Source organism: Nostocoides vanveenii, assembly GCF_039531165.1.
In the GTDB taxonomy this organism is placed as follows: Bacteria; Actinomycetota; Actinomycetes; order Actinomycetales; family Dermatophilaceae; genus Nostocoides_A; species Nostocoides_A vanveenii.
Genome location: NZ_BAAAPN010000019.1, coordinates 1 through 15,718, shown reverse-complemented (window position 1 = coordinate 15,718; position 15,718 = coordinate 1). Strand labels below are relative to the sequence as shown.

Here is a 15,718-nt window from a genome sequence, read left to right as displayed (position 1 = left end):
ACTGTTTCACCACGGAACGGGAGAAGATCGCTCATACCTGAGGTGTCGGCCGGATCAGCAGGCCAACTGACATCTGGGAACTACACAGCGTCACCGGAGTCGGGGTCGGGGTCGGGGTCCAGACTCTCGTCACGCGCATCGGCTGGTTCGCGTGAGTCGACCTGCACCAGCAACGGTGTCGCAGCCGCCCACTTGGCCTCCATCTCCGAGGCCATCGCATCTGCTGCAGCTTTCGGAAGCGGCGTGACGATGCTGCTCGCCCTGCCGCGCGCGATCCCGTTCAACGAGGAGCCGATCGTTGACACGCGCCCGTCGCCCGCGATCACCAGACGGTCATGCAAACCATCGGAGGCCCGCACCTCGATCCCACGGTCGGGCATCCCGCTTAGATACGTCGCGATCGCTGCTCGTCGCGGGGCTGTGGACGAACCGTCGCTCATCAACACGCGGCTGACTTGGGTGCGCGCGAGCACGTCAGCGCAACCCTGAAGGTCGAAGTAGGGATCCACGAGCATCGCCTCCCCCATTCCTGACAACTCCCCGATCAACATCGGATAGGACAGCGGGTTGTCATGTTGGAGAACGACGACCTGCAGGGCCTCATCGTCGGTTGCGTCCGCCGACCGTAGTAGCGCCCGCCCGAGCGGTGTGAGCCTGCAGCCGCCTCCACCTGACACGGCGGTTGACTCGACCCACCCGAGCCGTTTCAAGTGGGGAAGCGTGCCCTCAGACGTGCCCGCCAACTGCGACATGGTGGACAGGAACGAGCGGAACCCCTCGCTATTCGCCAGGCCGCGAGCCAGGGAGCCCCCCTCCACGCGGGGGTTCGGATCGTTCAGCCACAACTCAACCGCGCGTTCTGTGGGGGCGTGACCGCCCTGCGTTGCCGCGTCGATGAAGGCGAGCGCACGGTGTTGCCGTTCGGTGAGGATGTCCACCGGGTCGACGGTGCCAGACGGATGGTGCGCGCGACAACTTTGCGACGTCGAATCCGCTTGGTGCCGCACAACTCCCAGTCTGGCCCGATGTGCGCCCTGCTACTGAGGGCGTCAACCAGGCTTCTCTCGACCTGGTTAGTCGTGCGTGGGCTAAACGCCGTCGGCGTCGGATCTTGCGCTAATCGTCTCGTCGTTGGGAGCGGCGCCCATTTCCCGTCGCAGGTACGGGAGAAGTATCGATGGCAGGCCAAGCTCGGTCGGCAGGCGGTGTAGCGCGGAGCGCACGTACGGGTAGACCATGAACAGCACGTTCCCGTTCAGCAGGAGCGACACCGCTTCAGGTGACGGTTGGTCGCCCTCAGCGAGTGTGAGTTCAACGATGTGGGTTGCGGTGAGACGAGCGATCGGTGTTTCCGTCGCCTGATCGGTCGGGTCGGTCGCCGCGTACTGGATCGTGTTCGTGAACAGCGCGAGGACGACTCCATCCTCGATCACGTACTTAGGTTCGTCCCGTTGGAGGCTGACCGTCATCTCGCTCGGGGGTGTGCGGAAAACCTCCCCAGCGACCTTCTGCAACCGAATATCGCGGACCTCGGTGCGCTCGACCAGGTTCTCAACCTCGCGAACGAGTCCGCTTCCCTGCTCAGTCTCCGCTTCAGGCACTCTCTCGCTCCAAGACTCCGCCCTGGAGAACCCTCAGCCTGGGAGTCCGCACCGTGATCGGATGGAGCACGACCTCGACGCCGTGGTCACGGCTCGCAACGGCCTGACTCCAGTGCGTGACAAGCAGCCGGTGCAGTCGTGCTTCCACGGCCGACAGGACATCCGAATCCCACGCGGTAGCGGTGACGGTGCGCCACTGACGGTCAAGGTAGCTCGTCACCTTCGCGAGGCACGCGTCGATGTGCGCGACGGTGGCGTCGTCAGGCAAGTTCTCGTCCATGTCGATGCCGTAGACGTTCTTCAACCATGGCAGAACGTCAGACCACAGCCACACCTTTGACGGGCGACCGTCCCCGCCGACCGTGTCGTACGGGGCAGGGAACGCGGCGTCACCGTCACGTTGCGTCCACTTGCGGACTGCTTCACGGGACACGCCGACACGACCGGCAATGTCTGACGCGGTGACAAGGTCGCGGTGGACACGACGAACGTTCACACCGGGCAGGTAGTGCTCGACAGCGCGAGCGGCCTCAACCACGTCGCCCGGGACGTCGTCGGAGTCCACGTAGATCGTGACGGTGACGAGCCCGTCGACTGAGCCCCACAGGTAGTCCGCGAAGCGCTGCTCGATGACCGTCGAAGTCTGCTCATCGTCCAAGTTAAGCCCTTCAACCTGAAGACACACTTCCGTGAGCATCCCCATCTCCTTCACCCGGTGCAGGCGTCACACACTACAAGCATGAGGTTGGCAAACGTCAACCTGATACGGGTAACTGTTGCACAACTCTCAAAGTTCCTCGGACGGTTACGCCGACCGCGCGGCGACGATCCGGGCTCTCAACTCGTCCGCCCATCCCTTCAACCGTTTGACCTCACCGGACGGGAGCCGAGGTCGCTGCAAGGCGTCCCGGGCCGATCGGACCTGCCCATCCGCCGCGTCCAGAGCTCCGGCTTGCGCGTCGTGTCGCTCGCCAGCAGCCGCGAACGCCGCGGCGGCTTCCTGCTCAGCGTCCTCAGCCTGAGCAAGGAGAAGGCCGAACTCGTCCCATGCGGCGCTCTGTGACACCAAGTCGTCGGCCGCGTCCAGAAGTTCCGCGCGTCGCTCAAGCTTGTTCTTCAGAGACAGCGCGTCGGCCGCATCGATCAAACGCTCGGCCTTCGTGAGCAGCGCCTCGATGTGCGATACCGACTCCGCGGCGACCGTCCCATGGGGGCACCGTTCAACCTTACGGCGAGCGGTCTTTGCAGGGCCTTCAGGCGCTGTGCCGGACGAATAGATCGGATAATCGCAGGACCGCGCCGGGCAGTAGATGTGGCCCCACCCGTGACCTTTGATCTGGGTAAGTGACCAGCCGTAATCGCGCGCCATGTCCAACGCGTCCCGCCACCACGGCTTCGGGTGCCGAGGCCACTTGTCGGTTGGCGCAAACTCCGGCACGTCGTCGCCGCTCCTCCCCAAGCTGGTGCATGCCGTGCGCATGCGGTGGACAGTCTCCCAGATCGGGCCGACGCGAGATTGGCAACTTATCCACAGGTGTGTCGTTCGTCGGCCTTGCAGGTGGGCATCTCCCGCCCCTAGCCTGACGTTTCGTGAACACCCGCGACCGACGGTAGCCCCGCTCTGGGGCCGCCCACGATCCCCTTGAAAGGGGCGGTCGCCATGTTCACTCGCTTCGCGGACTGGTTGTGTTCAGTCCGGATCCCTGCTTGGACCGCCCGGGTCGGGCAGCCCTGGGACACGTACGACAAGGCTCCCTGGAACCTTTACAACGTGTTGTGGCGTGGGCAGCAGGTCCTCGCTCGCCGCGTCTATCGGAACGTCCCATGACCGGCGCGGGGCGCGAGGCTTGGCCTGTCATCCCGCCCATGAACGGCGACTTCGCCGCCGCGCACACCGTCGTCACGGTCACGTGGCCGTGGGGGTGGGAGTCGGGGTGGATCGAGTGCCCGGTCTGCTGCGCGACGCCGTCCCGCGTTGAATGGTTCACGGACCTCGTCTACTTCGACTACAGCTTCTTCGGCAGGGTCGCGATCCCCCGCACCCCACACGGGTTCCTGGAGCAGTGGCTCGCGTGCTTCGCGACCAGCCCCGACGACGAATGGCTCAAGGCGTTGCACGCGTTCGAGGAGGAAGGGTTCGTCGTGGATCGGGCCGAGCACCCCTGCCCCATGGAGGTGTAAGCCAGATCTGTCCAAACGCGACCCTCGCGACGACACGTGGCACCCCGAGCGGGCGCGGGCGAGCGGTCGGCCGATAACGTCACAGCACGCGCCTACGATGAGCGCGACCCGAGACCACTCCCGGCCGACTACGAGGGCATGACGGATGAAGCGAAACCCCAAGGGACGCCTTGAGCTGACTTGGACGGGCAAGGACATGGCCCTCATCCCGACCGAGAACGGCAAGTACGACTACGCATGGGTCGACCCGAACGACCCCCGCGCCCTCGAAGTGAAACCCATTGAAGTCCTCGAGCGGGTAGGTGCTACTGACGGACCGACCGGAGCTGACGAGAACCTTCTCGTCATCGGAGACTCCGGCGACGCGCTGCGTGCCCTCGGGACGATCCCCGAGTATGCGCAGAAGTACGCCGGTCAGGTCAAGTTGGTCTACATCGACCCACCCTTCAACACAGAGCAGACTTTCGAGCACTACGCCGACCAGTTGGAGCACAGCATCTGGCTGACGATGATGCGGGACCGCATTCGGGACATCAAGCCGCTGTTGGCCGAGGACGCTTCCGTGTGGGTACATCTTGATGATGCTGAGGTGCACAGGATGCGACTACTCCTTGACGAGGAGTTCGGGGCCGAGCACTTCGTGGCTGAGATTGCTTGGCAGAAGTCAGACACCTTACGAAACGACTCGCAAGGCTTCTCGTCTGACTTTGACATTATCTTGGTGTATCGCACATCAATGGGCTGGAGTCCCAACAAGATGCCCCGTCCGGACAGCATGAACGCCATATACAAGTCGCCGGACGGTGATCCCCGTGACTGGTTCAACGCGGGACCTACGGCACCTGGTGCGCGAACCCATCAAGGAATGGTCTATGCGGTCCAGAACCCGGTGACTGGCGCTCTCCACTACCCCCTGAAGAATCGCTGCTGGGCTCTCGGTCAAGCCGACATCCTTCACATGCTGAGTGAGTACGCCGACTACGAGTTGCGGATCATTGACGACACGGAGCGGCGCGCCGAAGTATGTGGTCTACCAGCATCGCAGATGAGAGAAGACGTGCCTGCGATCATGCTTCGCGGTGACCTCGACGAGGCCCGTGAAAGCGCCACGGAACGACACCAGGCAGGTCAGTGGCCCACGTTCTACTTCACGGGCGAGCACGCGCGAGGTGGGCCGGGTAAGAAGACCTATATCCCCACTCAGGGAATACCGCCACGCACTTGGTGGCCCAACTCCGAGGTGGGCAGTAATCGGACGGCTAAGACGGAAGTAAAGGCGTTCACTAAGGGACTGGCTCCGTTCTCAACTCCCAAGCCAGAGGCCCTCATCCAGCGCGTGATCTCCCTCGGGACAGCACGCGGTGACCTGGTGCTCGATTGCTTCGCTGGCTCTGGGACAACGGCTGCGGTCGCGCACAAGATGGGCCGTCGCTGGGTGACGGTAGAACTGAGTGAATCCAACGTCGGGCACTTCACAGGCCCACGTCTGAAGGCTGTTGTGAATGGAGAAGACCCCGGTGGCGTCACATCCAAGTCTGAGCGAGTACCTCTTGACGACCTTCCCGAGGGGATTACTGCCCAAGATGCCCAGTCGTTCAACAACCTGCTGAACAAAGTGGCCAAGGGACTGGACGGTCTCGACGCTGCCACTCTGAAAGCACTCCGCACCGCGACCAAGACTCGTGACGACAAGACCGTGCTCTGGGAAGGTGGTGGTGGCTTCACCGTGGCCAAGATGGGTCCCTCGATGTATGAGGTGGACGATGAGGACGGCTCGGTCTACTTGTCCCCGGAGGCGACGAACGGTGCGTGGTCGAGGGCCATTGCAGGGCAGTTGAAGTTCACGCTCACGCCCGACGATCCCGTGTTCTGCGGTGTGCGGAATCGGCAGCGTCTGGCGGTGATTGATGGAGTCGCGGACGAGAATGTGGTGCGTACCGTGGTGGAGCACCTGGGGCCGAAGGAGAGGGCTGTGATCGTCGCTAAGGGGGTCCTGCCGGAGGCCGCTGAGCTGTTGCAGGACCTGTCGCCCGGTTCAAGGATGCGGAAAGCCCCTGACGACCTGTTCCCGAAGGGCACGGTGAACTGACATGACCGTGGACATCACCTACGACGAGGCCCTCATCGAGGAGATCGCCGCGCGCTTCGATCTGCGTAAGCCCAACCAGGACGCGCTCACCGAGATCGTGCAGCGGATCGCTGATGGCGGAATCGACTATCAGGAGATGGTTGCGGACCTCGCCACGGGTGTCGGCAAGACGTTCCTGATGTCGTCGCTGATCGAGTACCTGGCTCAGCAGGGTGTCCGTTACGTTCTGGTGGTCACCCCGGGTTCCACGATCCAGCGCAAGACCCTGGCGAACTTCGACGCGGCGTCGGCTAAGTACGTGGCCGGGGCTGACATCGCCCCGTTCATCGTCACGCCGGACAACTTCCAGGCAGCCAACGTCGGCTCCGTGCTGCGCAACCCGCAGCGGCTGAAGGTATTCGTCTTCAACGTGCAGCAGTTGATCCGCCCCACCGACAAGGTGAGCCGGAAGGTGCGCTCCGAGGACGAGAATCTCGGGGATGCCCTCTACTCGCACTTGGAGAACGCTGACGACCTGTTCGTGATCGCGGACGAGCATCACGTGTACCACGACAAAGCGGCAGCGTTCTCCGCCGCGATCCGAGACTTGCACCCGGCCGCACTAGTCGGCCTGACGGCCACACCCGACAAGGCGGATTACGCGAAGGTCGTGTTCCAGTACACGCTGGGCGAAGCGATCGCTGACGGGCACGTGAAAGTCCCGGTCATCGTGTACCGGAAGGACGGGACGAAAGACGAGCGGACCCAACTGCGTGACGCGTGCCAGCTCCTCGGCCATAAGGAGCAGTCGTACACCGCGTACCGTGACGCAAACCCTGCCGCGGCTGCGGTGAAACCGGTCCTGTTCGTGGTGTGCCAAACGATCGAGCACGCTCAGGAGGTCGGCCAGATCCTCGCTCAGCCAGGGTTCATAGGCGACGGGTCGCACGTGTTGGAGGTGACGTCACAGTCGTCCGACGAAGCGTTGGACGCTCTCGCGAAAGTGGAGGAACCTGACTCTCCAATCCGCGCGATCGTGAGCGTGAACATGCTCCGCGAAGGGTGGGACGTCAAGAACATCGCAGTGATCGTCGCGTTGCGTCGTCTCGCATCGCAAACGCTGACCGAGCAGATCCTCGGACGCGGACTCCGGCTCCCGTTCGGAGCAAGAACCGGGGTGCCGGACGTCGACCAGGTCGACCTGGTAGCGCACGACTCGTACAAGCAACTGCTCGACCAGAAGGACGTTCTTCGTCAACGCATCCAACTTCCCGCGACCGCGGTCGAAGTGGACGAGCACGGCTTCGCGACGACCGCGACCGTGGACACCTCTCAACCGCACGCCGGCGACACCCAACCGGCGACGCCTCCGTCGGGAACGTCAGGACCGGATGTCGAGCCCAGTCAATGGGCACTCTTCGACCTTGACGAGCCCGACAGCGGCGACGAAACCCGGGTCGGGGACGGTCTCCTGTTCCAAGAGACGGAGAGCCGTGTGGACGCACCCACCCCAACGGAGGTGGGCAGGGTGAAGAAGGCCCCACAGATCGTGTTCCCTCGCCGCGAGTCAGTCCTCGACTACGCATCGTTCAGCCTGTCCGACATTCCCGACGGGGACGCTCAAGCCGCTGGCGCAGCGTTCATCAAAGAGGTGCCAACCTTCATCTTCCGAGATGCGTTGGAGGCGACACGAAGCGGCGATGACGTTGTCATCAACCGAGTGCAGCAGCACGTGGAGGAAGCCAACCAGGAACTCGCCGGGCTGGACACGGTACGCGCGGAACTCGCGGAAGCGATCCTCCAACAGCCAGAAGTGCCGAGAGAGCAGGCAAGCAAGGGCGCGGCCCGACGCCTGGTCACGGCGTTCCTGAGAGGCGCTGGTGTCACAACGGAGGACGCGACCGCGGAGTGGGGCACGAAACGGCGACAGCAAGCCGTGGAAGGCATGCGGCAAACGATCCGAGCGGCGATCGTGAACCGGAAGAAGGAAGTGAGGTATCAGATCCGACCGGTCACTCTCCCGCTCGAACCTGTCCTGTCGCCGGGGAACGTCTTCGACGCATCCAACGACAAGTTCGTGAAGCACGCAGCGTTCGGCGGATGGAAGAAGAACGTCATGCCGTTCGCGTCGTTCGACGCGGGCAGCACCGAATGGGAACTTGCGCACCTCCTCGACACGGACCCAGCAATCTATTGGTGGCTCCGGGTGTACGTCGGCGGGCAAGCGTTCATCCCCACCGAGAATGACGGGAACTACTTCCCCGACTTCGTCGCCCTGGACGCTGACGGCGGCTTTTGGCTGATCGAGGGGAAAGCCGACAAGAACGCGAACGATGCGGACGTGCTGCGCAAGAAGGAAGCCGCCGAGAAGTGGGCGCGGTACGTGCGAGACTCGCGAACTAGCGACGCCCCCTTCGGGTCGTGGCGTTACGTGTTCGCCACGGAGAGCAACATCAAGCAGGCGGGCGGCTCATGGAACGGCCTGCTCACCGTGACAAAACCAGAGTAGACACCGCCTCGGTCTTGAGCGGACATCAGCGCAGGCGGACGCCTGCTACTTCCACACTCCATCGGTGATGTCGTCCAGCGTCACGTCGAGTGCCCTGGCGATGAGCACCCAGGTTCGGAGGGTGCCGACGTTCCGACCGGCGGCTATGTCGAGGAGGCTGCGTCGGGCGAGACCTGTCCGGGCGGCGAGCTCGTCGTAGGTAAGACCCGACTTAACGCGGGCGCGGTCGAAGGCGGTTCTGAGGCTGCTCAGGTCGGGTTCGGGCAGGGGTTCGGTTGGGCGCACCCGGCTAGCCGCTCACGATCTGGACACCCTGTCAGTGCGTAAAACTGCCCTTCCGGTTGACATGCAACATATCGGACGGTTTTCTGAAGCGTCCCTGTCCCGCCCGCAAGCTATAGGGGGGTCCGCTGATGCGTGCCGTGCTTTTCGTGACCGTCGCGACGGTCACCGCAGTCTTGTCTGGTTGCTCGTCAACCAACCCGTCGTCCCAGCCCGATTCGTCCTCGCCGCCGCTTACATCCACAACCACGACGCAGGTGACGGATGCAGCCCCTTCGTCCGTGCCCGGTGTTGAGCCAGGCACGGCTTTCGCGGGGAGCCCTGCGTTCGTCCTGTCCAGTGAGGCCACGGACGGGAAGCCCGTCACCGTCGGTGACTTGCTGGTCTCGCGCACGTCGGACGGGACGTTCGCCGCGTATGACGGGACGGGGAAGCTCGTCTGGGAGCATCCCGGTCTCGCGGGTCTGGATGTGTCGGTGAAGCCGGAGATTGTTCCGCTCAGCGACAGCGTGTTCGCGTTGGTCGCGGAGGTTGAGACGGCAGGCACGGGCGCAGGGAAAGCCACACGCGCCTTCAATGGCGTGGTCGTCAACGCGAAGACTGGCGCGGATGTGAATACGTTCACAGTCCCGATCACGGGGTCACCGGGCAGCCCGCTGACGACGGCAGGTCTGGTTCTTCCGCCCGGTGACGGAGCCGATGGGCAGCCGTCCACGATCGTGAACTCGGACGGGTCAACCGCGCCCGCCGCGCCGATCAGCATCAACGCGAAATACGCGCCGATCGCCTCAACCCCGGCCTACGTGAGCGGCGGGACAGTCGTGCACGAATGGGCGGGCACGAGCAGCGCAGAGGTCCGTGCTGTCGTCGGTTTCGGGACGAAGGACTGGACCTCGTTCGCCACACACCCGGTCGGAGTGGACGCGACAACCGGTCAGGTTCTCGCAGTCACACTCACAGGTCGGATCGTCGCGGCATGGGCACCCACAGGCGCGACAGGCGGGTTCGGATCGAAACGTGAAGCGATCATCGCCGTGCTCGACGCGGACACGGGGAAGACGGTCGGGTCGCCGCTCGCCTGCGCGGGCGTCACCGTGCAAGGCGAAGCGAACGGGGTTACCTCCCCAAACGGGACCTTCGCGGCGGTCCCATCCGTCGCCGCCGTGAACACGGAGACCGGGGTCGGTGTCTGCTTGGGCGCGTCGAAGGACGTCTACCCGGTCGAGCAGGTCAGCACCGTCACCGACCAGGGTTTCGTGTACGGCGAGGTCAACAACAAGCCGGTCCAGCTCGACCTCGCTCACGCGCCCAACAGCACGGTCGAGGACCTGCCCGGAGCGACCTCTGCGCCGACCGTGACAGTGGGCGAACTGGTCGGTTTCGTCGGCTCAGACGAACGCACCATCGCGTTCTACCAGAGGGGGAACTGATGAACTCGAAGAAGATCCTCACCGTCTCGGTGGCGTTCGCTGCTGGCGCGGCGCTCCTCGCGGGCTGCAGCAGCGGGAACGGCGTGGCTTCCGAGACAGCCGGCTCAACGCCCGTGTCGAGCAGCGCGACCACTGCGGCGTCCCCGACTTCCACGCCGACCCTGTCCTCACCTCCCTCCCCGGCCAACAGCGTCACGGTTACCGAGGCAGCGCGGAAGGCGTACCCGAACGCGGGGACGGCCGGCCCGTGGGCGGTCCAAGCAGCTCAGGCGATGGCGACGAACGAGAAGGTCATGCGGTGCGCGTCGTTGCAGTTCTCGAATCTGTCGATCAAGGACTTCCAGTACCTGTTCCCGTACATGGACAGCTACGGGAAGCGGTACACCGAACAGGCGTGGACGGTCATGGAGTCGTTCGACAAGAACAACAAGACCGACCTCGACCACCTCACCCGTCTGCGGTCCCTCACGATGTTCTGCGCGGACTTCGAGGGCTACTCGCTCCGCACCCCCGCCGTGTCCCTCCCGCAGGTTCAGGGGGAGGTCACGGTCGACGTGGACCCGACCAACCAGACGTACCAGGGCAAGACGCTGCTGAAGGTCAGCATGACCACGACACAGAGCATCAACGTCACGCAGGACACGGACAGCGCGCCGATGGTGTTCCCGTTCCACCGTGACGTGACATTCTGGCTCGGCCCGAGCGCGGCCGGCTCGGGCTGGCTGATTCATCAGTACGGCGGGTCCTATGAGATGAGCGCAGCCGTTCCTGACCCGACCAAGCCGTAGCGAGTCACGGCTGACGACCGGTCGCCACGCGGATCATCTCGAGCAGGTGACCTTGAGCTCCGACCAACCATTCATCCAGGTTCGTGATCACGTCCAGTAGGAGTTCCGTGTCGGGAAGCGCGTCCAACGCGTCCTGGACCTCTTCGGTGAGGATGCCGCGGCAGGCGCTGATGTCGTCGTGGGCGCCGTCGAGGTGTTCAAGGAACTCGGGACTGAACACGCTCGTGGTTCGTCGTTGGCGGTACGCCGCGCTGTTCTGTCGCATCTGCTCGCGTCGTCGTTCCGCGCGATGCTCGGCGCACAGACCGAGGGTCCCGACGATGGGTTTGCCGCAGTAGTAGCAGCCGGTCGCGGGCTGGGACGGGGTCACCCGGCCGTGTCTACAGGTCCATGACGGCGCGGGTCAACGTGATGACGTCATCAACGTGTCACCCTCCGGGGCGATCGTCCTGGCATGACCAACCGCAGGGCCAGGCCGGCCTCCCCGCTAGGGACAGAGGCGCGCGTCCAGCGCGCTTCCAGCGCCCGCGGTGAGACGCGCGGCAGGTCGGTGGGCGACGGCGCGGTCCCGGCAGTGGGTGTCGAGTTCGTGTTCTCGCGTCCGGAGCGTGCGAGCTTGCGCGGGACCCCGGGCCGCGGGCTGTTGACGGTCGCGGACGTGATTGGGGCGTGTGACGCGCTATTTGTTCGGACGTTGAGTGTGCGTCCCGCTCGGCCGGGTGAGCGGCCAAATGCTTTGTTTCAGCCCGCTCTCTATCAGCGCGATCGTTCGGGCGTCCGGCCACGCGTCGCCGCTGACGAGTCGGGCGAGGGATCCGTGGTTCACGCCGACTTCGCGAGCGACGTCGCGGATGCTGCGGCCTTTGGTGGCGGCGAGGAGCGCGAGGACGGTCAGTCGGATCGCGTCGGCGGCGGGATCGGTCGCGTGCTTGTCGGGCCAGGACGTGGTGTACGTCTTGGGGGCGGGTCGGCGGGGCGCGGCCATGGGGTCAGCGTACGGGCGGCGCGGGTCGGGTCGGACGGTTCGCCGCGCCGGGCCGGTCGGGCGGCGGGGAAGTTCTACCGTCACAGCCTGTCCGTTCCAGTAGACAGTCTCACCGCGTCTGCTGTACGTTCTAACGTACACGGGTTGCCGGTTGGGTGGCACCCCCTCAACGTGCCGCAGGAGGTGACCTTGCCGCGCCACCACACCGACCGCCGAACCGTCACCGACGCCACGATCAACCTGGTTCACCAGTACCGCCCGATCGACATGCCGACCGCGCGGTGGGACGCGATCCGCGAGTACGTGAACGACACGACCGTCCGGTTCCTCCCGCACACCGCAGAGTCCCGCGTGAAGGTGCAGCGGACGATCGCGGTGTACGTCGACTGGGCTCACCACACCGTCGAGCGGGACCTGACCGATGAGGACCTGCTCGACCCGGAACTTGTTGTCTACTTCGTCGCGAACGCGCTCCCGGGCATGTCGAAGTCGACGTGTCAGCAGTACCGCGCGGTCCTCCTGCGAGTCGTGGACCGTCTCCTTCCCGAACGGCGCCGCCTGCTGAATGTTCGCTCGTTCGGGAAGAACCCCGCGATCGTTCCGTTCACGTCTGCGGAGCTGCGGCTTGTTCTCCGCTGGCCGATGGAGCAGGGCACGCCGTACAAGCGGCACGCCGCCGCGTGCCTCGTCCACTTCATGCTCGGCGCGGGGTTGCGGCACAGCGAACTGATCGATCTGGTCCGTGAGGACGTGGTCGAGGACGACCGGGGCGTCGTCGTCACCGTCCGCGCCGGCCGGAACCCTCGGGTCGTGCCTGTCCTCGGCGTCCATGAGGACGCGGTCGTGGTCCTGGCTGGGTGCGTCGCCCCGGGCGCGCACATCTACCGCGCGGACCAGTCCGCGCGCGGGGTTAGCGCCACATCCGCGTGGGTGCAGACGTCGCTGCGTCCGTGCTTGGGGCGCGGGTTCAACCCGCACCGGGCGCGGTCCACATGGATTGTTGGTCACCTTGACCGTGGCGTGTCCGCGTCCGCTCTGATCGTCGCGGCCGGCCTGACCTCGTTCACGGGGCTGCAACGTTACGCGCCGCACGTCACCACCGTCCCGGTGGAGCAGGTCCGGCGTGAGCTGTCCGTTCTCGAGTTGGACCGTCGGAAGAGCGCTGCATGGTGGGTCGAGTCGGCGGAGTACCGGCACGCCCGCAACTCGCAAGCGCAGATCCGGGCGCGGCAGCGGGAGCAGTTCCGGCAGGGCGTGTCATGAGTTACTTCCCTGACGAGAAGCGCGGCGTGTACGACGACCACGTGTTCGCAGGTCGTGACCTTGTTGCGAAGTGCCGCGCCGCTGCGGACGCGACGGGTGCGGCGCGGATGCTGGACGAGTGGGACGCGAAGGACAAGCGGTCCCGGTCGAAGTTCCAGCGGGGCGGGCGGAAGCCGTGGCTGACCACGGAGCAAGTGATCCTGCTCCGCCTGATCTGCGCGCAGTACGGCACGTTCGAGTACCAGTCTGTGGCTGCACTCATCGGGTGGGGCATGAGCAAGAAGATGATGGCGGAGCTCGGGATCGTCATGCCGCGCAAGATCACGCCGGACAAGTTGTACAAGCGGGTGTGGACGTCGATCAAGCACGCCGAGTCGATCATCGACCCGTACAACGATTACAGCATCTACAGGCGTCGTACGTACGCGGAGTTCGACGCGTACATGGAGAACGTGGACCCGGCCTTCGTGCAGGAGCGGATGGAACGGTCCCTACTGTTCTTGAACGCGTTCACGCAAGCGATCTGGAAGGTCATGCCGCCGTGGCTGCGTGGCCGGTGCGACGGGCATGTCGCGGTCGACGCGACGTTCGTGCAAGCCCCGGCTCGTCCCGGCTGGGGTAAGGACCGTGCACCGGAGCGGTTCGCGTCAAGTGACCCGCACGCCGCCGTTTACGCGCGTCAGGGCGATCACGGCATGACCGCGGAGAATGAAGCGTCGGTCGGGAAGAAGCTCACGAAGGTCGGGTGGGGGTACGAGGCGACGTTCGTCGTCTCCGTCGCGAACGACCCGACCCGGGAGGCGACGTTCCCGAGCTTGATCGTTGGCGCGTCGTTCGACCGGCCCGGTCGGGAGCCCGCGTTGAACGCGCTCGCCGGGATCCGCGCCGCGCGCCGCGCGGGCATCCCCGTGAAGACCGTCACCGGTGACCGGGCGTACGGGAATCACCCGAAGGTGTCGAAGTGGGCTCTGCCGTTGCGGAAACTCGGGATTGACCAGGTCTTCGACATGCGCTTCCGTGACCTCGGTCGCTACGCCATCGTGGACGGTGCGATGCTTCTTGAAGGGAACCTCTACTGCCCGTGCATGGCGCACCGTGACGACCTGATCTTCGCGACGTTGGACTACCGCTTCGGCCGGCAGGTCGTCGCCCAGGCCGGCCCTCAGAAGGGGAAGACCGTTCACCGGCGCATCACATGGACCGAGTGGCAGAAGCTCATCAAGGAACGAGCGAAGTTCCTGCTGACACCGCACGGCCGGGTCGGGAAGGACGGGAAGGCCCGGTACCGGTGCCCCGCGATGGGCCCTAACCCAACCGTCAACTGCCCCCTCCGGAAGAACCCTGACAGCAGCGACGCGCAGCTCCCGCTCGGCAAGAAAATGCTCCCCCTCACCGTCAACCGGGGCGGGTACTGCAACAACAAATCCGGGATCAGCACCGCGAAGCCGCACCCCCAGAACGCGGTCAACCCGAAAGACCCGAACTGGAAACCCGCCGACGACGACCAGATCATCGCCCGCGAAGTCCAACACTTGCAGTTCGGATCCGACGAATGGATCGCCCGGTTCAGCGTCGGCCGGCAAACCATCGAATCCGTGAACGACCGCGTGAAGCACCGCACCGCCCTCCGGTTCGACAACACCCAAGGTCGGCGCGCCCGCGGTTACGCCGCGACTGTCTGGTACACCGCCCTCGCGGTCCTCACCTACAACATGAAGCACCTCGCCCGGTTCCTCACGAATATCACCCCCGTTGACCGTGACGGACGCGGCCCCGTCAAGAAGAACACGGTGCGCCGCCGCGACGAACACAACGGCTACGACACACCCCGCGGCGTCCCCAACACCCAACCGGTCGACCCGGACGGCATCCCACCCGACGGGTACGAACAACCCGACGCCGCCTAAACCCCCACTCGCACCACCAGGACGCTCACCGCTGCCCCCACACAGGCGAAACGCGTGGTGAGCGTCCCCTCACGCGCCCCAAGCGTCGGCCGGCCAGCCCGACCCAGCACCGCCGACCCGTCGACTGCCCCTCCGGCCCGACCTGCGCGCCCCGACCGCCTCTCCCCGACACGGAAACCGGCGCCTACCACCCCAAACTCGGCCCGCGCGACCCTCCAAACACGTCTCAGACCCATTCAGGAAACAAGAACCCACCCATTGACGAAACGGCCCGTTCTCGCCGGCCAGGAGCGGGAGCGTGCACATCTTCACGACGGCCTCGCGCGCACTGTTGGCGTGCAGGGTTGCCATGCCAGGCAGCCCAGAGTTGAGGGCAATGAGCAGGTCGAGGGACTCGGCCTGGCGCACCTCGCCGACGATGATTCGTGACGGGCGCATGCGTAGGGCCTCCTTGACGAGTCGCCGCAAGGGCACCTCTCCGGTTCCCTCCAGGGAAGGCTGGCGGCATTGCATCGACGCCACGTCTCGCTGGGGGATCTTCAGTTCGAAGACCTCTTCGGCCGTCACGATGCGCTCACGTGGCGGGATGGCAGCGGAGAGATGCTCCTATTGCGTGTCAAGCCTTTGGGGAGGGGGAGTTTCAGGCGGCGGCGAGCCAGGCTCTGTAGCGGGTGGCGAGTTCGTCGTTGGGGCGTCTCCCGAGT

Annotated in this window: 14 protein-coding genes and 1 pseudogene; 7 read left to right on the top strand and 8 right to left on the bottom strand. The window is 65.1% G+C overall.

What is annotated here, in order from left to right; translation table 11 throughout:
- Nucleotides 1-80: 80 nt before the first annotated feature.
- The 4 genes from ABD209_RS03610 to ABD209_RS03595 form a co-directional block, all read right to left on the bottom strand.
- Nucleotides 81-938, bottom strand: coding sequence for a hypothetical protein (locus tag ABD209_RS03610; protein ID WP_344062247.1), 858 nt, complete (start codon nt 936-938; stop codon nt 81-83).
- A 150-nt stretch (nt 939-1,088) separates the two neighbouring features.
- On the bottom strand, nt 1,089-1,601 hold the full coding sequence (locus ABD209_RS03605) for a hypothetical protein (protein ID WP_344062244.1): 513 nt from the start codon (nt 1,599-1,601) through the stop codon (nt 1,089-1,091).
- Complete coding sequence (locus tag ABD209_RS03600) at nt 1,594-2,298, bottom strand: hypothetical protein (RefSeq protein WP_344062242.1); 705 nt, start codon at nt 2,296-2,298, stop codon at nt 1,594-1,596. Before ABD209_RS03600 ends, ABD209_RS03605 begins: the two co-directional genes overlap by 8 nt.
- Nucleotides 2,299-2,406: 108 nt before the next feature.
- A complete protein-coding gene (locus tag ABD209_RS03595) occupies nt 2,407-3,039 on the bottom strand; it encodes a ubiquitin family protein (protein ID WP_344062240.1) in 633 nt (210 codons plus the stop codon).
- Nucleotides 3,040-3,467: 428 nt separating this feature from the next.
- On the opposite strand from ABD209_RS03595, the gene ABD209_RS03590 reads away from it, so the two are divergent.
- The 3 genes from ABD209_RS03590 to ABD209_RS03580 all read left to right on the top strand — a co-directional run bounded on the left by ABD209_RS03590 (nt 3,468) and on the right by ABD209_RS03580 (nt 8,359).
- Complete coding sequence (locus ABD209_RS03590; RefSeq protein ID WP_344062237.1) at nt 3,468-3,782, top strand: hypothetical protein; 315 nt, start codon at nt 3,468-3,470, stop codon at nt 3,780-3,782.
- A 145-nt stretch (nt 3,783-3,927) separates the two neighbouring features.
- Nucleotides 3,928-5,871, top strand: a complete 1,944-nt coding sequence (locus tag ABD209_RS03585; RefSeq protein WP_344062234.1) for a site-specific DNA-methyltransferase — start codon at nt 3,928-3,930, stop codon at nt 5,869-5,871.
- A gap of 1 nt (nt 5,872) precedes the next feature.
- Complete coding sequence (locus tag ABD209_RS03580; RefSeq protein ID WP_344062231.1) at nt 5,873-8,359, top strand: DEAD/DEAH box helicase; 2,487 nt, start codon at nt 5,873-5,875, stop codon at nt 8,357-8,359.
- Between the two features lie 45 nt (nt 8,360-8,404).
- Here the strand turns inward: ABD209_RS03580 and ABD209_RS03575 are convergent, their stop codons facing one another.
- The gene (locus ABD209_RS03575; RefSeq protein ID WP_344062228.1) at nt 8,405-8,644 is read right to left on the bottom strand and encodes a helix-turn-helix domain-containing protein; all 240 of its coding nucleotides are present in this window, start codon (nt 8,642-8,644) and stop codon (nt 8,405-8,407) included.
- A 278-nt stretch (nt 8,645-8,922) separates the two neighbouring features.
- Between ABD209_RS03575 and ABD209_RS03570 the strand changes: the two genes are divergently transcribed.
- On the top strand, nt 8,923-10,071 hold the full coding sequence (locus tag ABD209_RS03570) for a hypothetical protein (RefSeq protein WP_344062225.1): 1,149 nt from the start codon (nt 8,923-8,925) through the stop codon (nt 10,069-10,071).
- Entirely contained in the window at nt 10,071-10,859 is a 789-nt protein-coding gene (locus tag ABD209_RS03565) for a hypothetical protein (protein WP_344062222.1), read from the top strand. Before ABD209_RS03570 ends, ABD209_RS03565 begins: the two co-directional genes overlap by 1 nt.
- 4 nt (nt 10,860-10,863) lie before the next feature.
- On the opposite strand, the gene ABD209_RS03560 is transcribed toward ABD209_RS03565, so the two are convergent.
- Together ABD209_RS03560 and ABD209_RS03555 are read right to left on the bottom strand one after the other, a co-directional pair.
- Nucleotides 10,864-11,229: a hypothetical protein gene (locus ABD209_RS03560; protein WP_344062219.1), complete on the bottom strand. Its 366-nt coding sequence runs from the start codon at nt 11,227-11,229 to the stop codon at nt 10,864-10,866.
- Between the two features lie 309 nt (nt 11,230-11,538).
- Nucleotides 11,539-11,844, bottom strand: coding sequence for a helix-turn-helix domain-containing protein (locus tag ABD209_RS03555; RefSeq protein ID WP_344062215.1), 306 nt, complete (start codon nt 11,842-11,844; stop codon nt 11,539-11,541).
- A 171-nt stretch (nt 11,845-12,015) separates the two neighbouring features.
- Between ABD209_RS03555 and ABD209_RS03550 the strand changes: the two genes are divergently transcribed.
- Together ABD209_RS03550 and ABD209_RS03545 are read left to right on the top strand one after the other, a co-directional pair.
- Nucleotides 12,016-13,107 carry a hypothetical protein gene (locus ABD209_RS03550; protein WP_344062212.1) on the top strand — a complete coding sequence of 364 codons (1,092 nt, stop codon included), beginning with the start codon at nt 12,016-12,018 and terminating at the stop codon, nt 13,105-13,107.
- Between the two features lie 26 nt (nt 13,108-13,133).
- The gene (locus ABD209_RS03545; RefSeq protein WP_344062209.1) at nt 13,134-15,014 is read left to right on the top strand and encodes a hypothetical protein; all 1,881 of its coding nucleotides are present in this window, start codon (nt 13,134-13,136) and stop codon (nt 15,012-15,014) included.
- Between the two features lie 273 nt (nt 15,015-15,287).
- Here ABD209_RS03545 and ABD209_RS03540 read toward each other — a convergent pair.
- A pseudogene (locus ABD209_RS03540) lies at nt 15,288-15,614 on the bottom strand (ATPase, T2SS/T4P/T4SS family); the annotation flags it as partial.
- Nucleotides 15,615-15,718: the final 104 nt, after the last annotated feature.